This is a genomic window from Haloarcula sp. CBA1122, from assembly GCF_009741785.1.
Taxonomy (GTDB): domain Archaea; phylum Halobacteriota; class Halobacteria; order Halobacteriales; family Haloarculaceae; genus Haloarcula; species Haloarcula hispanica.
Genome location: NZ_WPCB01000013.1, coordinates 66,949 through 83,687 on the forward strand (window position 1 = coordinate 66,949; position 16,739 = coordinate 83,687).

19 protein-coding genes and 2 tRNA genes are annotated in these 16,739 nt (G+C 63.8%); 11 read left to right on the forward strand and 10 right to left on the reverse strand.

Translation table 11 applies throughout. From position 1 onward, the window contains the following. Positions 1-118 precede the first annotated feature (118 nt). Both GJ630_RS07375 and GJ630_RS07380 read left to right on the forward strand, forming a co-directional pair. Positions 119-358, forward strand: a complete 240-nt coding sequence (locus tag GJ630_RS07375; RefSeq protein WP_014040012.1) for a twin-arginine translocase TatA/TatE family subunit — start codon at positions 119-121, stop codon at positions 356-358. A 77-nt stretch (positions 359-435) separates the two neighbouring features. Next, positions 436-509, forward strand: a tRNA-Arg gene (locus tag GJ630_RS07380). On the opposite strand, the gene GJ630_RS07385 is transcribed toward GJ630_RS07380, so the two are convergent. Further along, positions 478-843: a hypothetical protein gene (locus GJ630_RS07385; RefSeq protein WP_144443751.1), complete on the reverse strand. Its 366-nt coding sequence runs from the start codon at positions 841-843 to the stop codon at positions 478-480. The two genes, GJ630_RS07380 and GJ630_RS07385, sit on opposite strands and share 32 nt — an antisense overlap. Before the next feature lie 247 nt (positions 844-1,090). Between GJ630_RS07385 and GJ630_RS07390 the strand changes: the two genes are divergently transcribed. Then, entirely contained in the window at positions 1,091-2,722 is a 1,632-nt protein-coding gene (locus tag GJ630_RS07390; RefSeq protein ID WP_014040011.1) for a GMC family oxidoreductase, read from the forward strand. Here GJ630_RS07390 and GJ630_RS07395 read toward each other — a convergent pair. The 3 genes from GJ630_RS07395 to GJ630_RS07405 form a co-directional block, all read right to left on the reverse strand. Then, positions 2,719-3,297 (reverse strand): metal-dependent hydrolase, encoded by a 579-nt coding sequence (locus GJ630_RS07395; protein WP_191449640.1) that lies wholly within the window; start codon positions 3,295-3,297, stop codon positions 2,719-2,721. The genes GJ630_RS07390 and GJ630_RS07395 overlap by 4 nt on opposite strands. Positions 3,298-3,381: 84 nt before the next feature. Next, entirely contained in the window at positions 3,382-3,834 is a 453-nt protein-coding gene (locus GJ630_RS07400; protein ID WP_008309881.1) for a hypothetical protein, read from the reverse strand. Between the two features lie 48 nt (positions 3,835-3,882). Beyond that, the gene (locus GJ630_RS07405) at positions 3,883-4,581 is read right to left on the reverse strand and encodes a chemotaxis protein CheC (RefSeq protein ID WP_050037812.1); all 699 of its coding nucleotides are present in this window, start codon (positions 4,579-4,581) and stop codon (positions 3,883-3,885) included. Between the two features lie 255 nt (positions 4,582-4,836). On the opposite strand from GJ630_RS07405, the gene hisC reads away from it, so the two are divergent. From hisC to GJ630_RS07430, 5 genes are all read left to right on the forward strand, one after another. Beyond that, a complete protein-coding gene (hisC, locus tag GJ630_RS07410) occupies positions 4,837-5,919 on the forward strand; it encodes a histidinol-phosphate transaminase (RefSeq protein ID WP_191449641.1) in 1,083 nt (360 codons plus the stop codon). After that, positions 5,916-6,422, forward strand: coding sequence for an adenylate kinase family protein (locus GJ630_RS07415; protein WP_146417385.1), 507 nt, complete (start codon positions 5,916-5,918; stop codon positions 6,420-6,422). The genes hisC and GJ630_RS07415 overlap by 4 nt, the downstream gene beginning before the upstream one ends. Then, positions 6,419-7,027: a CDP-alcohol phosphatidyltransferase family protein gene (locus GJ630_RS07420; protein WP_014040007.1), complete on the forward strand. Its 609-nt coding sequence runs from the start codon at positions 6,419-6,421 to the stop codon at positions 7,025-7,027. Before GJ630_RS07415 ends, GJ630_RS07420 begins: the two co-directional genes overlap by 4 nt. Positions 7,028-7,190: 163 nt before the next feature. Continuing rightward, on the forward strand, positions 7,191-8,432 hold the full coding sequence (locus GJ630_RS07425; RefSeq protein WP_050037808.1) for an RNA-guided endonuclease TnpB family protein: 1,242 nt from the start codon (positions 7,191-7,193) through the stop codon (positions 8,430-8,432). Between the two features lie 67 nt (positions 8,433-8,499). Then, positions 8,500-9,030 carry a multiprotein bridging factor aMBF1 gene (locus GJ630_RS07430; RefSeq protein ID WP_023843198.1) on the forward strand — a complete coding sequence of 177 codons (531 nt, stop codon included), beginning with the start codon at positions 8,500-8,502 and terminating at the stop codon, positions 9,028-9,030. Position 9,031: 1 nt separating this feature from the next. On the opposite strand, the gene GJ630_RS07435 is transcribed toward GJ630_RS07430, so the two are convergent. Then, a complete protein-coding gene (locus tag GJ630_RS07435) occupies positions 9,032-9,637 on the reverse strand; it encodes a response regulator (RefSeq protein ID WP_023843197.1) in 606 nt (201 codons plus the stop codon). A 98-nt stretch (positions 9,638-9,735) separates the two neighbouring features. Here GJ630_RS07435 and tpiA point away from each other — a divergent pair, with 98 nt between their 5' ends. After that, entirely contained in the window at positions 9,736-10,383 is a 648-nt protein-coding gene (gene tpiA, locus GJ630_RS07440) for a triose-phosphate isomerase (protein ID WP_004515640.1), read from the forward strand. Between the two features lie 27 nt (positions 10,384-10,410). Here the strand turns inward: tpiA and GJ630_RS07445 are convergent, their stop codons facing one another. After that, positions 10,411-12,348, reverse strand: a complete 1,938-nt coding sequence (locus GJ630_RS07445; protein WP_191449642.1) for a helicase HerA domain-containing protein — start codon at positions 12,346-12,348, stop codon at positions 10,411-10,413. Positions 12,349-12,517: 169 nt separating this feature from the next. Beyond that, complete coding sequence (bluB, locus tag GJ630_RS07450; RefSeq protein ID WP_014040001.1) at positions 12,518-13,189, reverse strand: 5,6-dimethylbenzimidazole synthase; 672 nt, start codon at positions 13,187-13,189, stop codon at positions 12,518-12,520. Between the two features lie 169 nt (positions 13,190-13,358). Here bluB and GJ630_RS07455 point away from each other — a divergent pair, with 169 nt between their 5' ends. Then, entirely contained in the window at positions 13,359-13,706 is a 348-nt protein-coding gene (locus GJ630_RS07455; protein ID WP_044952195.1) for a hypothetical protein, read from the forward strand. Here GJ630_RS07455 and dinB read toward each other — a convergent pair whose 3' ends face one another. Continuing rightward, the gene (dinB, locus tag GJ630_RS07460; RefSeq protein WP_191449643.1) at positions 13,707-15,056 is read right to left on the reverse strand and encodes a DNA polymerase IV; all 1,350 of its coding nucleotides are present in this window, start codon (positions 15,054-15,056) and stop codon (positions 13,707-13,709) included. Between the two features lie 394 nt (positions 15,057-15,450). On the opposite strand from dinB, the gene GJ630_RS07465 reads away from it, so the two are divergent. Continuing rightward, entirely contained in the window at positions 15,451-15,765 is a 315-nt protein-coding gene (locus tag GJ630_RS07465; RefSeq protein WP_014039998.1) for a hypothetical protein, read from the forward strand. Between the two features lie 310 nt (positions 15,766-16,075). Here the strand turns inward: GJ630_RS07465 and GJ630_RS07470 are convergent. Together GJ630_RS07470 and GJ630_RS07475 are read right to left on the reverse strand one after the other, a co-directional pair. Beyond that, positions 16,076-16,146 (reverse strand) — tRNA-Gly (locus tag GJ630_RS07470). A gap of 201 nt (positions 16,147-16,347) precedes the next feature. Then, on the reverse strand, positions 16,348-16,739 hold a 392-nt coding region (locus GJ630_RS07475), incomplete at its 5' end, for a class I SAM-dependent methyltransferase (RefSeq protein WP_191449644.1).

The window sequence follows — 16,739 nt, forward strand, 5'->3', positions numbered from 1 at the left end:
GAGTCGGCCTTGACGGCAGTGACTCGCCTGCCAGGCCGTCCTGAGCAAAAAGGTTATAATAGCAACCACGTAACCTTCGGATACAATGTTAGGGACATCCGGAGTACTGTTCCCGGGGATGCCCGGGACGACGGAGATGATGGTCATCCTCCTCATCGCCGTCCTGCTGTTCGGCGCGAACAAGATTCCGAAACTAGCGCGGTCGACCGGCGAAGCCATGGGCGAGTTCCAGAAGGGGCGCGAAGAAGTCGAGCAGGAACTCGAAGAGATGCGTGAGGGCGGCGCTGCAGAAGGGGCCGATGCATCCACCGTGGACTCGGCCGAGTCGACCGAGACGGCGACGGAAACCGAGACGTAATCTCGACCACTTCTCCGTTTTCAGCGGTCTGTAGTGATAACGAAAGGATTTTTCACCGCTCAATCGACCACCCGATAGGGCGTGTGGCCTAGTGGACCAGGGCGAGGGGTTCCTAACCCCTAGAACGCGGGTTCGAATCCCGCCACGCCCGTTTTCCGGCGAGCGACAGCGAGCCGTGAAAACGGCCCGGAGATTCGAACCCTACGAGACGAGCGGAGCGAGTCTCGGTCCGGTTCGAATCCCGCCACGCCCGCTTCGTGGTTTCTCGCGTCCGCTCGAAACACACTCGCGGCCGTGGCGACCCTCGCGAAACCTTCGGTTTCGCTCAGTCCCGCCACGCCCGTCGTGCGACGAACGGATGTGAGGAGTCGACGGACCCGGAGTTCGAACCCTGCAAGTCGCAACGGCGAGCGAAGCGAGACAACCGTCTTGCTCCGGTTCGAATCCCGCGAGACCCGCTGCAGCGGGTCTCGCGTAGTTCGCAAATGCTTCGCGTTTGCTCAGTCCCGCCACGCCCGTGCAGGGAACCGACGAGCGAAGCGAGTCTGTGACTGAACCGGCATGGCGGGATTCTAATCAGGGAGGTCGCGCGCAGCGGAGCGAATACGTCTGACCGTGACGTCGCGCAAAGAGGATGCGATACAATTGGGATACGTCGCAGTTGCTGTGCAGACTCCCCACAGCGCCTGAGATGCCAACGTATAAGTTTAGGCTTGCCTAACTCCTGCTGAAATGGACCGGGAGCCGTCCGAGCGGGCGGATGTCTGTGTCGTCGGGGCCGGGCCGGCAGGGGCACTCGTCGCGAGCCAACTCGCCAGCGACGGTCGCGACGTGGTCGTGCTGGAGGCCGGGCCGCGGTTCGACAGGTCGAAGCGCGAGCAGCAGATGGAACAGGCGATCCGGCCCGGCGACCACGGCTCTGTCTGGGAGATGGGCGGGGACCGCGACGCATTCAGTGCGAGCGGCGAGCGGTACTACCCGCTGAATATCTCGCGAGTGAAAGGGGTCGGCGGGTCGACGCTGCACTGGCAGGGGATGGTGATGCGGTTGCACCCGTCGGATTTCGACGGGAGCCACGACACCGACGACCCGGCGTGGCCGATCAGCTACGACGACCTGCGGCCGTACTACGCCGACGCCGAGCGGGCGCTGGGGGTCGCCGGGGACGCGGACAACCCCTTCGCACCACCGCGGGACGGTGCGTACCCGTTGCCCGGCTTTCCGCCGTCGTACAGCGATTCGTTGTTTGCTGAGGCCTGCGAGCAACTGGGCATCACGATGCACTCCGTTCCTAACGCCCGGAACTCCGAACCGTACGATGGCCGGGGGCCATGCGTCGGCTACGGGACCTGCCAACCGGTCTGTCCGTCCGGCGCGAAATACGACGCCAGCGTCCACATCGAGGACGCCGAGGCCGAGGGGGCACGCGTCATCGACCGCGCGCCGGTCCAGCGCCTCGTTACTGACACCGACGGACGCGTCGAAGCAGCCGTCTACGCGACACCGGACGGGACCGAACACCGACAGACGGCCCGCGAGTTCGTCATCGCGGCGGGCGGCGTCGAGACGCCGCGACTCCTCCTGCTATCGGAGAGCGACGGCTACCCGGACGGACTGGCGAACAGTTCGGGACTGGTCGGCCACTACTTCATGGACCACCTGTTTGCCGGCGCTGGCGGCACCCTCGACCGGGAGACACGCCAGAACCACGTCGGCTTTCTCACGAGCGAGTGCCACCAGTTCTACGACGACCCCGGGCAGGCAGTCGAGCGCGTCGCGGACGGCGAGACGGTGGTCGGGGCCACCGACGAGGCGCTGTCACCCCTCAAACTGGAGTTTCTGAACTACGCCGGTCCGTCGCCGGTCGAACTCGCGCTCTCCGGCGAGGAGTGGGGCGATACGCTGCTGTCGAGCCTCCGCGAGAGCTACGGCAACAGCATCGCGATGGGCGGGCTGGTCGGCCAGCCGCCGCGGAAGGAAAACCGGGTGACGCTGGACACGTCGACGACAGACGATCACGGCAATCCGGTTCCAGATATCCAGTGGTCGTGGGGCGAGCGACTGGAACGGTCGCTCAGTCGTGCGAACGAGATTCAACGCGCCGTGCTGTCGGAGCTGGGCGTCGACATCTCGTGGACGGTCGGGCCAGCGGACACCGGGCCGGCGTACCACCACATGGGCACGACGCGGATGGGGACCGAGCCCGAAAAGAGCGTCGTCAACCCACAGTTGCAGACCCACGACGTGGCGAATCTCTCAATCGCGTCCTCGTCGGTGTTCGTCACCGCCGGGTCGATGAACCCGACGCTGACTATCGCCGCGCTGGCGCTGAAGTGTGCTGACCACGTTTCCGAACGGCTTTAATCGGCGAAGTCCGTGAACACAGCCTTGCTTCGCCGAGTGACCGACCGGAGCCCGGGTACACCGTGGGCGATCCACACGGCGACAGCCAGGCCGAACAGCCCGAACTGGAACAGGACGTACGGCTCGACGGAGAGCGAGGCGAACTGCTCGACGAAGGAGATGTCGTTGGCGTACGGCGGCGGTGGCCGGAGCGGCCAGACCAGAAAGCGAAGCCACTGTAGCTGTGTCAGGTCACCGCCGAGCAGCCCCGCTACCGCTGTCGGACTCATGTCGGTCAGCGTGTGTGCGAACGCACCGACCGTGAAGGCCTTTGAGAGGTCCGTTCTGCGATAGCGGACAGCGAGTCGGTGCAAGACCACAGCGATGATGAGGAGGGTAAACACCGAATGGGCGAGCGACCGCCCTGACGGCAGGACACCGAACGTCCATGCGAGGGGCTTGTCGATCAGGTCCGGGAACTGCGACCCCACCGCCAGCGCGGTCAGCGTCGCCGCCGTCTGGCGACGGGTCGGGTCAAGGCGAGTGTAGACGACGTAAACGAGGTAGGCGACGGCGAGATGTCCCCACGGCCACATTGGGTACTGGTACGCCGGATGGTGATTTGTATCTGCTGATACAGGTCTGTCTGCACAGCGATCGGCAACCGATATGCCGGCCGTTCAGTACAGGCCGAGAATCGCGCCGGCGTCGAGCAGGAGGAGAATCGACACAACGGACGCTCCCAGCAGGAACGGGCGTGCGTTCCGGGCCGGTTCGCGCACCTTCTGCTGATTGAAGCCGTCACTGAGCTTCGAGGCCCCGACTTCGACGAGGCCGGCCAGGATGAACCACAGGACGATCATCGTGATGACGAGGTGGCCGCGCCCGGTCCCCGTCAGCGACTCGGCGGTGTAGCGGGTCGCTGCCAGATGCCCGCCCGTCAGAAACAGGAGCAGTGCGCTCGCCCGTGACACCGTCTTGAGCTTCCCGGTAATCGCCAACAGCGGTCCCGGCGAGGAGTCGCCGTTCAGCGCCGTCGGGAGGACGGCGTAAGTCATGAACAACACGGTGCCAGCCCACAGCGCGGCGAATATCAGGTGAACCCCGAAGACAGCCGCGTTTACGACACTCATATGCGGCGGTTGGACGCGACCCTCTTCAACGTCGTGGGTTCGGTGTGGTTACTCCGAGGAATCGAAGGCATCGAGCGCGTCCGCGTCACCTGACATATCGAGTTCTTTGACCGCGTCGGTGTCGGCAGAGATGTGCGTTTCCCGGTCGGTGTCGTAGTCCAGCTGGTCGATGAGGTGGACGAACGAGCCGGGGTCGGGGATGAGGAAGATGCGGAGCGAGAACGCCACATCGCTCTCCTTGATGTCGACGAGCGAGTCGAGCACGATAGTCAGCGAGTCCCGGCGGACATGGGAGAGCGCCTTGTCGGCGATCTCGGTCGCGTCGTCCTGTACGACCGTCGGCGTCCCCATATTGATGGTCGCGTTCAGCGTGTTCGCGATGCCGTCGATGAAGCCCGAGGTGAGGATGTTACACATCTCCTGGAGCGCGGACTCGTGGAGCTGTGTGAACCCGTCGTCGACGCTGGAACCGGTCATCAGCTCCGCGATTTCGGCGGCCGTCTCGGTCTCGAACGTCATCAGGAAGACGCCGTAGGGCGGCTCTGTCAGCCGGACGCGAGCGCTGTAGATGGTCCCGCCGCCCATTTCGGTGGCGATGTCCTCCGGCTGGACGAACGAGAGGCTCTTGATCTCGACGGCGGCGTCGACGCCGGCCAGTGTCGCCAGCGAGTCGGCGACCTGCTCAGCCCCGTCCTGAATGAGTCTGGTGATGAGCGTGAGTTTCCGAATATCGATGAGAAGCGGCATTGCACGCTATCAGGGCCTATGGTGTGTTACCGTTTTCGGTGGGGGCGGCGTCCCGGGGCTGCACGGTGGATCACCGTAACGCTCATTACCACTGACTGACAGGGCTTCGGTGGGGAGCGTGCTATTCCGTGCCTTACCCGTCCTCGACGGGTTTCACACGGGAGCCCACCAGCGTATTTCTACGGGTCTGGCTGGGGAGCCACGGCCACGCCCGATGTGAGCACGCTTAAGCCGCCCCGTCCGTTTTGCACAGCCATGGAACCACGGGACCTCTCCGCTCACACTGTCTATCGGGCAGGTCGCGGTATCGAGGAGGTCGCCCGGGAACTCGGTCTCGACCCGGGCGACATGGTGAAGCTAGCGTCGAACGAGAACATGTACGGGCCAAGTCCGGACGCCGTCGAAGCGATTCGCGGGTCGGCCGAGCGGATGCACTCCTATCCGAAGGCTTCCCACGCCGACCTCGTCGACGAACTGGCGGCCATGTGGGACGTGACGCCCGAACAGGTGTGGCTGAGCAACGGCGGCGACGGCGCGCTGGACTGCCTCGCCCGAGCCATGCTCGACCCCGGGCAGGACGTGCTCGTCCCGTCGCCGGGCTTCGCGTACTACGCGATGAGCGCCCGCTATCACCACGGCGAGGTCAACGAGTACACGCTCTCGAAGGCCGACGACTTCGCTCAGACCGCCGACACCGTCCTGAAGGACTACGACGGCGAGCGCATCGTCTACCTCACCAGTCCGCACAACCCGACTGGCGCGGAGTTTTCGACCGACGCGGTCCGGACGATTGCCGAGGAGACCGACGAACAGACCCTCGTCGTCGTGGACGAGGCCTACGGGGAGTTCTCCGACCGGCCGAGCAAGCGGCCGTTACTCGACGACCGTGACGACGTCGCGCTCCTGCGTACGTTCTCGAAGGCGTACGGACTTGCAGGGATTCGACTCGGCTACGCGGTCGTTCCCGAGGACTGGGCCGACGCCTACGCACGTATCAACACGCCGTTTTCGGCCAGCGAACTCGCCTGTCGCGCCGGGCTGGCGGCGCTTGACGACGACGACCACGTCGAGCGCTCCGTCGACACCGCCGCGTGGGCTCGGGAGTACCTCTCCGAGGAACTCGACTCGCCGACCTGGGACAGCGCCGGGAACTTCATTCTCGCGGAGGTCGGCGACGCGTCGGCCGTCGCGGACGCCGCCCAGGAGCGGGGCGTCATCATCCGCGATTGCTCCTCGTTCGGGCTGCCCGAGTGTATCCGCATCACCTGCGGGACACGCGAAGACACGGAGCGCGCCGTCTCGGTACTGAACGAAGTCATCGAGGTGGTCGAGGCGTGAGAGTCGCTGTCACCGGGACGCCGGGCACGGGCAAGACCACGGCGACGGAGCGCCTCGACACTGACCTCGACGTTCTACACCTCAACGACGTCATCAAAGAGGAGGGGTTCTCGACGGGCATCGACGAGGACCGCGGGAGCCTCGTCGCGGACCTGGACAAATTGTCCGAGTGGCTCGACGGCCGCGACGACGTGCTGTTCGAATCCCACCTCGCGCATCATTTCGCCGCCGACCGGGTGATTGTGCTGCGAGCGCACCCCGAGACAATCGTCGAGCGGCTTCGAGAGCGCGGCGACGACGATTCGAAGGCCTACGAGAACGCGGAGTCGGAAGCGCTCGATGTCATCCTCGGAGAAGCCGTCGAGGAGCACGGCATGGAATCGGTGTACGAAATCGAGACGACGGACCGGGACCCCGACGCGGTGGCGAGCGAAATCCGGGCCGTCGTGGACGGCGAGCGCGAGCCCAGTGCGGGCACCGTCTCCTACATCGACTGGCTATGACGCTCGATAAGTTCCGCCCGCTGGCCGACCGCGCGCTCGGCCCGTTCGTCAGCGCCGCCAAGGTTGCCGGCCTCTCCCCGAACGGTGTCAGCGTCATCGCGTTCCTGCTGGCCCTCGGAGCGGGCGGGGTGTACGCCGTCGCGGCGCGGGAACCCCTGCTGTATCTCGGCGGAGCTGTCCTCGTCTTCCTGAACGGCTGGCTCGACCTCGTGGACGGCGCGCTCGCGCGGGAACTGAACGTCGCCTCCTCCGGCGGCGACCTGCTCGACCATGTGCTCGACCGCTACGCCGACATCGGTATCATCGTCGGCCTCGCCGCCGGCGTGAGCCAGTGGGAACTGGGCATCGCCGCCGTCACCGGCGTTTTGATGACTTCCTATCTCGGGACCCAGGCGCAGGCGGTCGGCCTCGACCGCGTGTACGGTGGCCTGCTCGGTCGCGCTGACCGGCTTGCACTTGTCGGTGTGGTCACGGGCGTCGCGGCGTTCGTCCCGAACGCACTGGCCGGCCTGTCGCTGGTCGGTTGGCTGCTGGTCGTGTTCGCCGTTGTCGGCCACGTCACCGCCGCTCAGCGGTTCTATCACGCGATGCGGGCGCTCGACTGAACATCGGCTCAGCAATTGACGGACCGGCATCCCGCTGAGAACGACCAGTGCACTATTTATACTGATCAGCGTGGCGAATCCCCCGACACACCATGAACGGGGATGAAGCCGAAACTCCATGTCACAAACCATTAAATAAACATGTCGACAATCAAGGATAGCGATGGAACACAGTTACCGCTACCGTGCCTATCCGACAGAAGGGGTAGCGGACGAACTGGAACATCAGGTAGATATTCATCGCCAACTATACAACCACGTCCGATGGGACTACACGAACAGCCCCGTGGATGCTAAGCCGAGTGAGTTCGACCAGAACAACAAACTCCCTGAGTGGAAGCAAAAATGGCCAGTGTTCGCGGAAACGTATTCGAAAGCCGCGCAAGCTACCGTTGCCCGCTTCCACCGAAACCTCTCGAACCTTCGTAAACAAAAAGAGAACGGGCACACCGTTGGTCGTCTCAAACGGCAAGCACCTACCGATTACCGGAGCGTGACGTACAACCAGTCTGGTTTCGACCTCGATGAAAAGAGGGGCCAAGACGGGTTTGCGTACGTTCGCTTCAGCAAAGTCGGATGGGTCAAAATACGGTACTCCCGTCCAATCCCTGCTGATTCCTCAATAAAGGAAGCCACGTTCAAGAAAGAGACTACCGGTGAGTGGTTCGTTTCCTTTGGGTTGGAAATCGACGACGCTAACTTGCCCGAGAAGCCCGATGTGGACTCACTCAACCCGAGCAACAGCGTGGGTATTGACCTCGGCATCTTGAACTACATCCATACCAGCGACGGGAAGACCGTGGATTGGCTCGACCTCGAAGGCGAATACGAACGACTCCGACGTGCGCACCGCAAACTCTCGCGGAAAGAACATGGGTCGAACAACTACGAGAATCAGCGAGTCGAAGTGGCGAAGGCCAAACGCGACATCCACCGGAAAGTACTGGACTACCAGCACAAAATAACGACGTGGCTCGTCAAGGAGTACGATGCCGTGTTTGTGGAGGACTTGAACGTTCAGAGTATGCTTCGAGCGGATGGAAACGGTCGGAACAAGCAGGATGCGGCGTGGCGACAGTTTATCACTTTGCTTGAATACAAGGGCGATGTGTACGGTACGCACGTTGTGCAGGTCGAAGCGGCAGGGACGACAAAAGAATGTGCGGTGTGTGGTGTGGAGTCATCGAAGTCCATCTGGGTCCGGGAACACTCCTGTCCATCATGTGGGTTTGAGACAGATAGGGATGCGAATGCAGCGATGAACGTCTTGCAAAGGGGGTTTTCTGAACTAGGGCTGGGATGGCCCGAATCAACGCCTGTGGAGACTGTGACCGCTACGGACACCGCTGATCTTCAGCGAATGTCTGCAAGTCACGTCATCGAAACAGGAAGCCTGTCTACGTGAGAACAGGATTCCCCGCGCCAGCGTGCGCAGGGCAACATTCAAACCGCGCCCCGTCCAAGCCGTCGGTATGGTTCAGTGCGAGATGTGCGGGACGGAGGTTTCGTCTCCGAACCGCGTCAAAATCGAGGGAGCCGAACTCGACGTCTGTGACGAGTGTACCGACTTCGGCACGGAGGTCAAGACGGAGGAGACGTCGTCTACGTCGACGAAGTACTCGACGTCGTCCTCCTCGTCATCGTCGTCGAGTTCGTCCTCCTCGTCGAGTTCCTCGGGTGGTGGCGGGTCCGGTGGCCGCCGTCGAGATATGTTCGACGAGATGGACGAGATCGCACAGGATTACCACGACCGGATCCGCAAGGGCCGGGAGTCCCAGGGACTCAGCCAGGAGGAACTCGCCAAGCAACTCAACGAGAAGGCGAGCCTGATCCGGAAGCTCGAACAGGGTAACTCCCTGCCCAGCGACGACGTCCAGAAGAAACTCGAAAGCGCGCTCGAGATCTCCCTGAGCGCTGGCGGTAGCGCCGACGAGACCGAGTGGTCCGGCGGCAGCAGCGACGGCGAGTACACGCTCGGCGACGTCGTGAAGCGGAAGGACTAGGTTACAACTGGAGGTCGTCTTTCTCTACGTCGAGTTCGTCCGCGAGCGACTCGACGTTCGACGAGATACGCTCGATCTCGTCCTGAAGTTCCTGATACCGGTCGCTGTCCTGCAGTTCCCGGTCGGTCTTCTCGACGCGGAGGACGTTGCGCTTGAGCTTTTTCGACGTGAGTGTCCGGAGTCTGTCGTTGTACTCCCGGATCTTGTACAGTCGGTCGACAACCTCTTGGAGGTCGTCGCGAGTAACGGGTTTGACGAGGTAGTCGTCGACGCGCATCTCGATGATGTCGAAGTCGGGGTCGATAGCGGTGACCATCGCGACGCGGCATCGAAGGCCTTTTTCCTCGATCTGTGCGAGCACTTCGTTGCCGGAGACGACCGGCATCCGGCGGTCGAGCAGCACCACGTCGATGTCGGGCGACAGCAGTTCCAGTCCTTCCTCGCCGCTGTAGGCCGTCTGAACGTGATACTGGTCGGATAAATAATCGGTGTACAGATCGGCCAGATGCTGCTCGTCTTCAACTATCAGAACGGTCGGTGTGTCGTCATCCCCTGCTGTCACGGCTTGTCTCGTTTCTTGTCTCGGCCGAAGCGTAATAATTGTCATCCCCGAGCGGTGGACCGAGATGGAACGACGGCGCAGTAGTAGGCACGCCAAACGGCGGCTTCGCAACCTATTTCCCGACAGCAGCCGGTGCGTTTCGTATGTTCGTCCTTGTCAATCTGAAGGCGTACCCGTGTGACCCAGTCGAAGTAGCGACCGCCGCTGCGGACGTCAGCGACGATTCCGGCGTTCGCGTCGCCGTCGCGCCACAGGCCGCACAGATCGGCGCTGTCGCGGAAACCGGCGTCGAGACGTGGGCCCAGCACGTCAGCGCCGTCGAGCACGGCAGTCACACCGGCAGTACACTCGCCGAGGCCGCCGCGGACGCCGGGGCCGTCGGGACCCTCCTGAACCACTCCGAGAACCGACTCAAGCTCGCGGACATCGACGGTGCGCTCGACGCCGCCGACCGCGCGGACCTCGAAACCATCGTCTGTGCGAACAACCCCGCACAGATCGGCGCGGCCGCCGCGCTCGACCCCGACGGCGTCGCCGTCGAGCCGCCGGAACTCATCGGCACCGGCACGCCCGTCAGCAAGGCCGACCCGGACATCGTGACCGGCGCGGTCGACGCCGCCGCCCGCGTCAACGGCGACGTGGACGTGCTCTGTGGTGCGGGGATCTCGACCGGCGAAGACCTCGTCTCCGCGAGCGACCTCGGCGCGACCGGCGTCCTGCTGGCAAGCGGCGTCGCGAAGGCCGACGACCCGCGGGCGGCGCTCGAGGACCTCGTCGAACCGTTGCTGTAAAACAGCCGTTATCGCGGTACTGACTTTTCAGTCGCCGCTGCCGTCCAGAAACGCCGATTCGAGTCGGGAGACGACCGACTCTACCTCATCGTCGTCGAGTCGGCGGTCGCTCTCTTCTCGAACCAGCGCCGCAAGCCGGGAATCGTACTTCCCGCGGCCGACGTGTTCGACCAGTTCGCGGAGCCGGAGTTCCCTGTTTCGCGCGTAGGCCGCCGTCCGGTCGCCGGAGCCGCCGGCCGAGAAGTGGGCGTTCAGCGGCGTTCCAGGGCCCTGCTCGCGGTAGTACGCGAGCATCCGCCGGGTCTTGCGGTCCAACTCCTCGATGTCGGCTCGCAAGTCGCCGTAGACGGCGGGCCCCTCGGAGTCGGATGTAGACTCGTCGTTAGCGGAGCCAGTTGCCCCGTTCGACTCCTCGGCTTCGACGGCTTCGGCGATGGCTGCTCTCAGGTCCTCGTCATCAGCCTCAGTAGCGCCGTCCGATTCGGTGTGGTCGTTCGCTGGCACGGCTACCGCACCGGTGTCCGCGCTGGCCCCGTTCGTCGCCGCAGCAGCGTTGTCGGCGTGACCGTTCGACACCGGTTCGGCGTCCGCAGTGCTGGCATTCGTCGCTGAGTCATCGCTGGTGCTGCCGTTCATCGCTGCTCCGGCGTCCGCACTGCTACCGTTCGTCTCCGCACCGTCACTGGCGCTGCCGCCGTTCATCGCGGCCCCGTCCTCGGCAAAGGCACTGAACGCGTCGCCGAACCCGCCGCCGGACGTGGCGTCGGCCGTCTCGTCCGGTTCCGGAGACTGCTCGTCGGGACTGTCAGTGTCCGCCTCACTGTTGGTGTCTGCGTCGCCGTCCGACGTGGGTTGCTCGGCGAACCGTTCGCGCTGGCGGCGCATCTCCTCCTGTGCCGTCCGGCCGGGGTTGTAGTCGTCGGCCTGGTTCAGCATCGCCTCGGTGAACTGCTCGGCCATCCGCGAGAGGTCCCGGGCGTCCTGCAGTTCCGCTTCCAGTTCGGCGATGCGGGAATTCTTCTTGTCCAGTTCCTCGCGGAGTTCCTTGATGCGGTTCTCCGTCGCCTGCTGTTCCTCGCTGATGGTCTCCAGTTCGGAGACGAGGTCGTCGCTGACGGACTTGAGTTCCGGGCGCTCGAAGTCGTCGAGGCCGGGCGTCGCGCCGGCGTCGAACGTCTGTTTGCGGTGGAACTGGACCCGGCTGACCTGCTCGGCCCAGTCGTTCATCATGAACGCTTCCCCGTCGTCCAGGTCTTCGACGGCGTCGGCGTACTTGTTGTCGAGGATACGCCCGACCACTTTCGTGTCGTTGTTCCAGGTCAGGCGGTGCCAGACGAGCCAGTCACACTGGGTGATGTAGTCTTTCTTCACGTCGGCCGGGCGCTGGCTGATGCCGACGATTCCCAGTCCGTGTTTCCGGCCACGCTTCCCGATCTTGATGAGCATCTTCCCGACCTCGCCCATCGACCCCTTTTCTGGCATCCACTCGTGGCACTCCTCGACGAGCATCAGGAACGGCTGTTTCTGCTTTTTCGCCTTCGCGAACAGTTGCTTGGCGACCTCGGTCAGTAGCGTCTCTGCCTCCTCCTCGTCGAGGAACGACGAGATATCCAGAATGATAGGGACGTTCTGTTCCAGCGCCAGCGAGGCGATCTTGCCGGCGTGGTCTTCCGTGACCTGAATGTCGCACTCCTCGTCACCGCCGACGTGGAGGATCTCGTACTCCTCTTTCAGGCCGTAGTACTCGCCGTCGATATCGACGATGAGCAGACCGAACCCGTTGTCCAGCAGCTTCTCGGCGATGACACTCGCCGTGTTGGATTTCCCTGACCCGCTCTTGCCGGTGATGAATCCCCGGCCGGTCAGCAGTTCCACTACCGGGAGATTGACGGTCTCGCCCGGCTCCCCGGTCCCACCCGGCCCTGCGCTCGTCGTCGCGACAGTTATCTGTTCGGTCTCTGCCATGCGTTTCTGTCACGAATGAGACGCGCAGGCCCCATAACTCTCCGTCAGACGCCCATCAGCTGTGGAACAGGTCTGGACGCAGCAAGCAGTTCGAAGCCAGTCCGAGGTTTCGCTCGCTCGGGCTTCAAATTCTCGTGTGCTACCGACGGGGCTTCGGTTACCGACGCCGCTATGACTTCGTTTCGGGCGTCCGACTGGGGTCCCACTCGTCGTAATGGACCAGTTCCGTTCTGTCGATGCGATTACGCCAGCCTTCCCGTTGCAGTACCGGTTCAGCAGGGAAGCCGTCTTCGGGGTAGCCGACACAGAGGTAGGCCACAGGCTGAACGTGGTGTGGAATGTTCAGCACCGCACGGAGTTCGTGGGGATACAGAAACGAGACCCAGCCGACACCGATGCCCTCGGCACGGGCAGCGAGCCAGAGGTTCTGTACGGCGAGACACGTCGAATAGACGTCCATTCGCCGCATCGTGTTCCGGCCGAGAACGTGTGGCGCAGCGCGAGTGGGGTCACAGGTAACACAGATATTCACCGGGGCATCGGTTATCCCCTCCAGTTTCAACTGGCCGAAATCCGATTTGCGCGGCTCCTCGTAGCCTTCGCGTGCGGCGGCTATCGCCCGTTCGGCAATCGCTGCGACCGCTGATTTCGTCTGCTCGTCCTCGATCACGACGAAATCCCACGGTTGCGAGAACCCGACGCTGGGCGCGTTGTGTGCAGCATCAAGGACCCGTGTCAGTACGTCCTCGGGAACGGAGTCCGCGGCAAATCGTCTAATGTCCCGTCGCGAGTAGATGGACTTGTAGACCGCCTCGCGGTCGCGTGGTCCGAACTCGACCATATCTTCCCTGACAAACGACAGTTGTAAACCGGTTGTGCTGACCGACAGTGTCCCGGGTACGACGGGATGCGAACGCGAAACGGACCGTGAGCGGTGCCAGTCAGCCCGAGACGGGGTAACGGCTATTGTGGTGGGACACCTTGACACACTCGTTCGGCTGGGGCTGTCCATGGACAGGTACGAGACGTTCGTCGAGGACGGAACGGTGTACGTCGGGAGTGACGACGGTCCACTCGAAGTGGCACCGCTCGAAGACATCGTCGCGGCTGCCGGCGGCCCGGCCTGGACGATCACCTACTCCGAGGCAGAGAAAGAGCGCTACGCCGGGATGGACACCAGCGACGAAGGACTGGTGGTCGACGTAGTCGATATGTTACACGCGATGACCCACAGCCAGCGGTTCGTCGACACGCTGGCCGCGCATCCGACAGCAGTCCCAGCAGACGACACTATTTCTCCGCGAGCAGGTCTGTTCGTCGGGAAACTGCTGGAGAATCTGGAACACGGTGTCGCCTAACTAGAAATCCGCGAGCGTGGTCTGGCCGGGCGGGAGTGAAATGTGAGTGTCAGCGAGGCCTCCATCTTCGTCCATCGTATCTCCGGCAGCCTCGCTCTCACCGAACGTTCCGAGACCGACCTGTCCTTCCTCGTCCTGTTCTTTAGCCGTCTCCGAGCTGTTGTCGGCGACGGAGCTATCGGTCGTCTCCTCGGTTCCGGAGCCACCGCCGAACCCGTCCAGATTGGCCTGCTCGCCGGCCGAGAAATCAAGGTTCGAGACGCGGACACCGACCTTCCGAACCGGGTCGTCGTCGAACTCGCCGAGCAGGTCGAGCGCGACGCGCCTGACAAGGTCGGGCTCCTCGACCGGGCCGGGGAGCGACCGGGCACGCGTGTTCACGTCGAACGGCGGCGTCACGACCTTGATGCCGATGGTCTGGTAGCGCGCGCCCTTTCGCTGTGCACGGTCGGCGACAGCGTCGGCGAGGGTGCGAACCTGTCGACACTTGGCCTCCATCTCGGCCGTCGCTTCGGTGAACGCGGACTCCCGCGAGAGGCTCTTGGGGTCGCCTTTCGGTGTCACCGACCGCTCGTCCTCGCCGCGGGCGTAGCGGCGTATCTCGCGGCCACGCTCGCCGAAGCGCTCGGCAAGCAGTTCCGGGTCAGCAGCCGCCAGATCGCCCGCGGTTTCGATATCGAGCGAGGCGAGTTCCCTGGCGGTGACCGGGCCGACGCCGTGGACGTCCTCGACGGGGAGGTCATCGAAGAACTCTCGGACAGCCCCGGGTTCGACGACGATTAGGCCGTCCGGCTTGTCGCGGTCGCTGGCCACCTTCGCGGCGCTCATCGTCGGCGCGACGCCGACGCTCGCCGCCACGCCCACCTCCGATTCGATGGTGTCTTTCAGGTCTTGTGCCCACGACTCGACGGTCTCCCAGGAGACCTGTTCGGTCACATCCAGATACGCCTCGTCGATGCTCACCTCGCGGACGACGTCCGCTTCTGCATGGAGGATGTCCCGGACATCCGCGGCGACGGACTCGTAGAAGTCCATCTCGACCGGGCGGTAGAACCCGGCGTCCTCGACATCGAGGGCCGGGTCGTCGACAGCGTCGACCTTCCGTGGGAGCCGTTCCAGCGCCTCAGAGATCGCCATCGCCGACTCGACACCGTACGCCCGGGCCTCGTAGCTCGCTGTCGCGACGGCCCCGTGTGTCGCGCCGTTCTCGTAGCCCATCCCCACGACGAGCGGTTCGCCTCTGAGTGCCGGCTCGCGCCGCTGCTCGCAGGCGGCGTAGAAACAGTCCATGTCGACGTGCGCGACTATTTGCTCGGGTCCGCTGGTTCCAGGGAGCCGCGCGGCGTCCATATCCGACGCTACACGTACTGGCAGAAAACCCCACCGGCCCTCGCCGGCCCTATCAGGTCAACGTTTGGACTACTGTATCGAAACCACCTCGAAAAACGGGAGCAGGGAAAGTGGTGGGGGTGGGGGTGAGGTGTCAGCTGCTCCGTCTGCCGTTAGTTCCAAAGCGATACGTGGCCGGTGGAGTGGCCAGTCTCCACCGGCGATGATCGTCCGCCGATGCCAATCCCGGATGGTACGACGGTCGTTCCCGCCGGGAGCGTAGGAAGCTCCATGTTAACAAAAGTCATGATAATACTTCAATGTTGGCCGAAGTTATGTCTGCCTCACACTTTGAGGTCCCCCGGCCGCGCCCCGCTCGAAACGCTTTCAGTCCTCTCCCCACGACTGCGACGTAATGACCGAACTGACGGACTCGCTGCCGGACAGACCGCTCTCGACGAGCGAGATCTCGGCCCTCGAAGCCCAGCACGACGACTACGGGTTCGCGCCAGTCGGGTTCTTCCCCGACCTCGACGTGGTGGCCGCGTTCGTCGTCATCATCGACGGCGACCGCGGCTACAGCCTCGGCTACGACCGCGACGGCGACGGCTGGGTCGTCGTCGAATCCTTCGAAGACGGCGAGGACTTCGCCGGCGTCACCGACCGCCTGCAGGAATGGATGGGCGACGACTGGCAAGAGTTCGAGCAGGCTGCGGTCGAACCGGAGTGACGGCGTCAGTTGGCTTCAAAGGCGGCTGAGAGACCTCGGCGACGTTCAAAACGCCTGATAACGCCTCGGCTGGCCGTTTTTGTTGCTGTAGAATGCGGCGACCGGGATTTGAACTCGACTGCAAATCCTCGCTGTCGGTCGGATTTCCGTAGTTCAAATCACTCTGTACAGCATTTGCTGCTCGCGGCTGGACTCGCAGCAAAATGCGGCGACCGGGATTTGAACCCGATGGCGAGACTCGTTGCACTCGTCTCGCGTGATTCAAATCCCTCCGTACAGCATCCGCTCGTCACGTCCGTTCCTCGCAGGATGCGGCGACCGGGATTTGAACCCGGGCCATGAGCTTGGAAGGCTCAGGTCCTACCACTAGACCACCGCCGCGCATCGCTTCGCGTCTTCGCGGCGTGCCTCGCGATTCCGCTGGAATCGCTCGCCACCGTCGCGCTCTCACTGCGTTCGCGCGCGGCGTCGTTCGCAAATCCGTTGGATTTGCTCACCACCGCCACTCACTCGTGCGGACACAGACCAGATGGACTGTGTTTCGCCCGAGTGCGAACGTACACATCCATAGATGGAAGGCAATTAAGTGCGTTTCCCTTCTGGCTCGACGACCCCGTAACAGTTGCCGCTTGACAGCTCCATCGAGACGAGCCGGAGGTCGCTGTCGGCGACATCGCGCTCGAACTCGGCCGGCGCGTAGATGTGGTAGAACCGCGGGACCGTCTCGCCGCCGGGGAGCGTCCAGTCGACGGTCGTGTCAAAGCCCTCGTCCGCGTCGGGGTCGGCGTCGAAGCGGTCGTGGGCCGTGCTCCACGCGCTGACGAGCGCCCGAGCGCCCGGCGCGAGGACGCGGGCCAGTTCGTCCAGACTGGCGCGACGGGCGGCCTGTGACGGGAGGTGATGCAGCGTCGCGACGTACACCGCGAGGTCAACGGCCCCGGCAGCGAGCGGAAGGCGGGTCGCGTCGCCCTGCA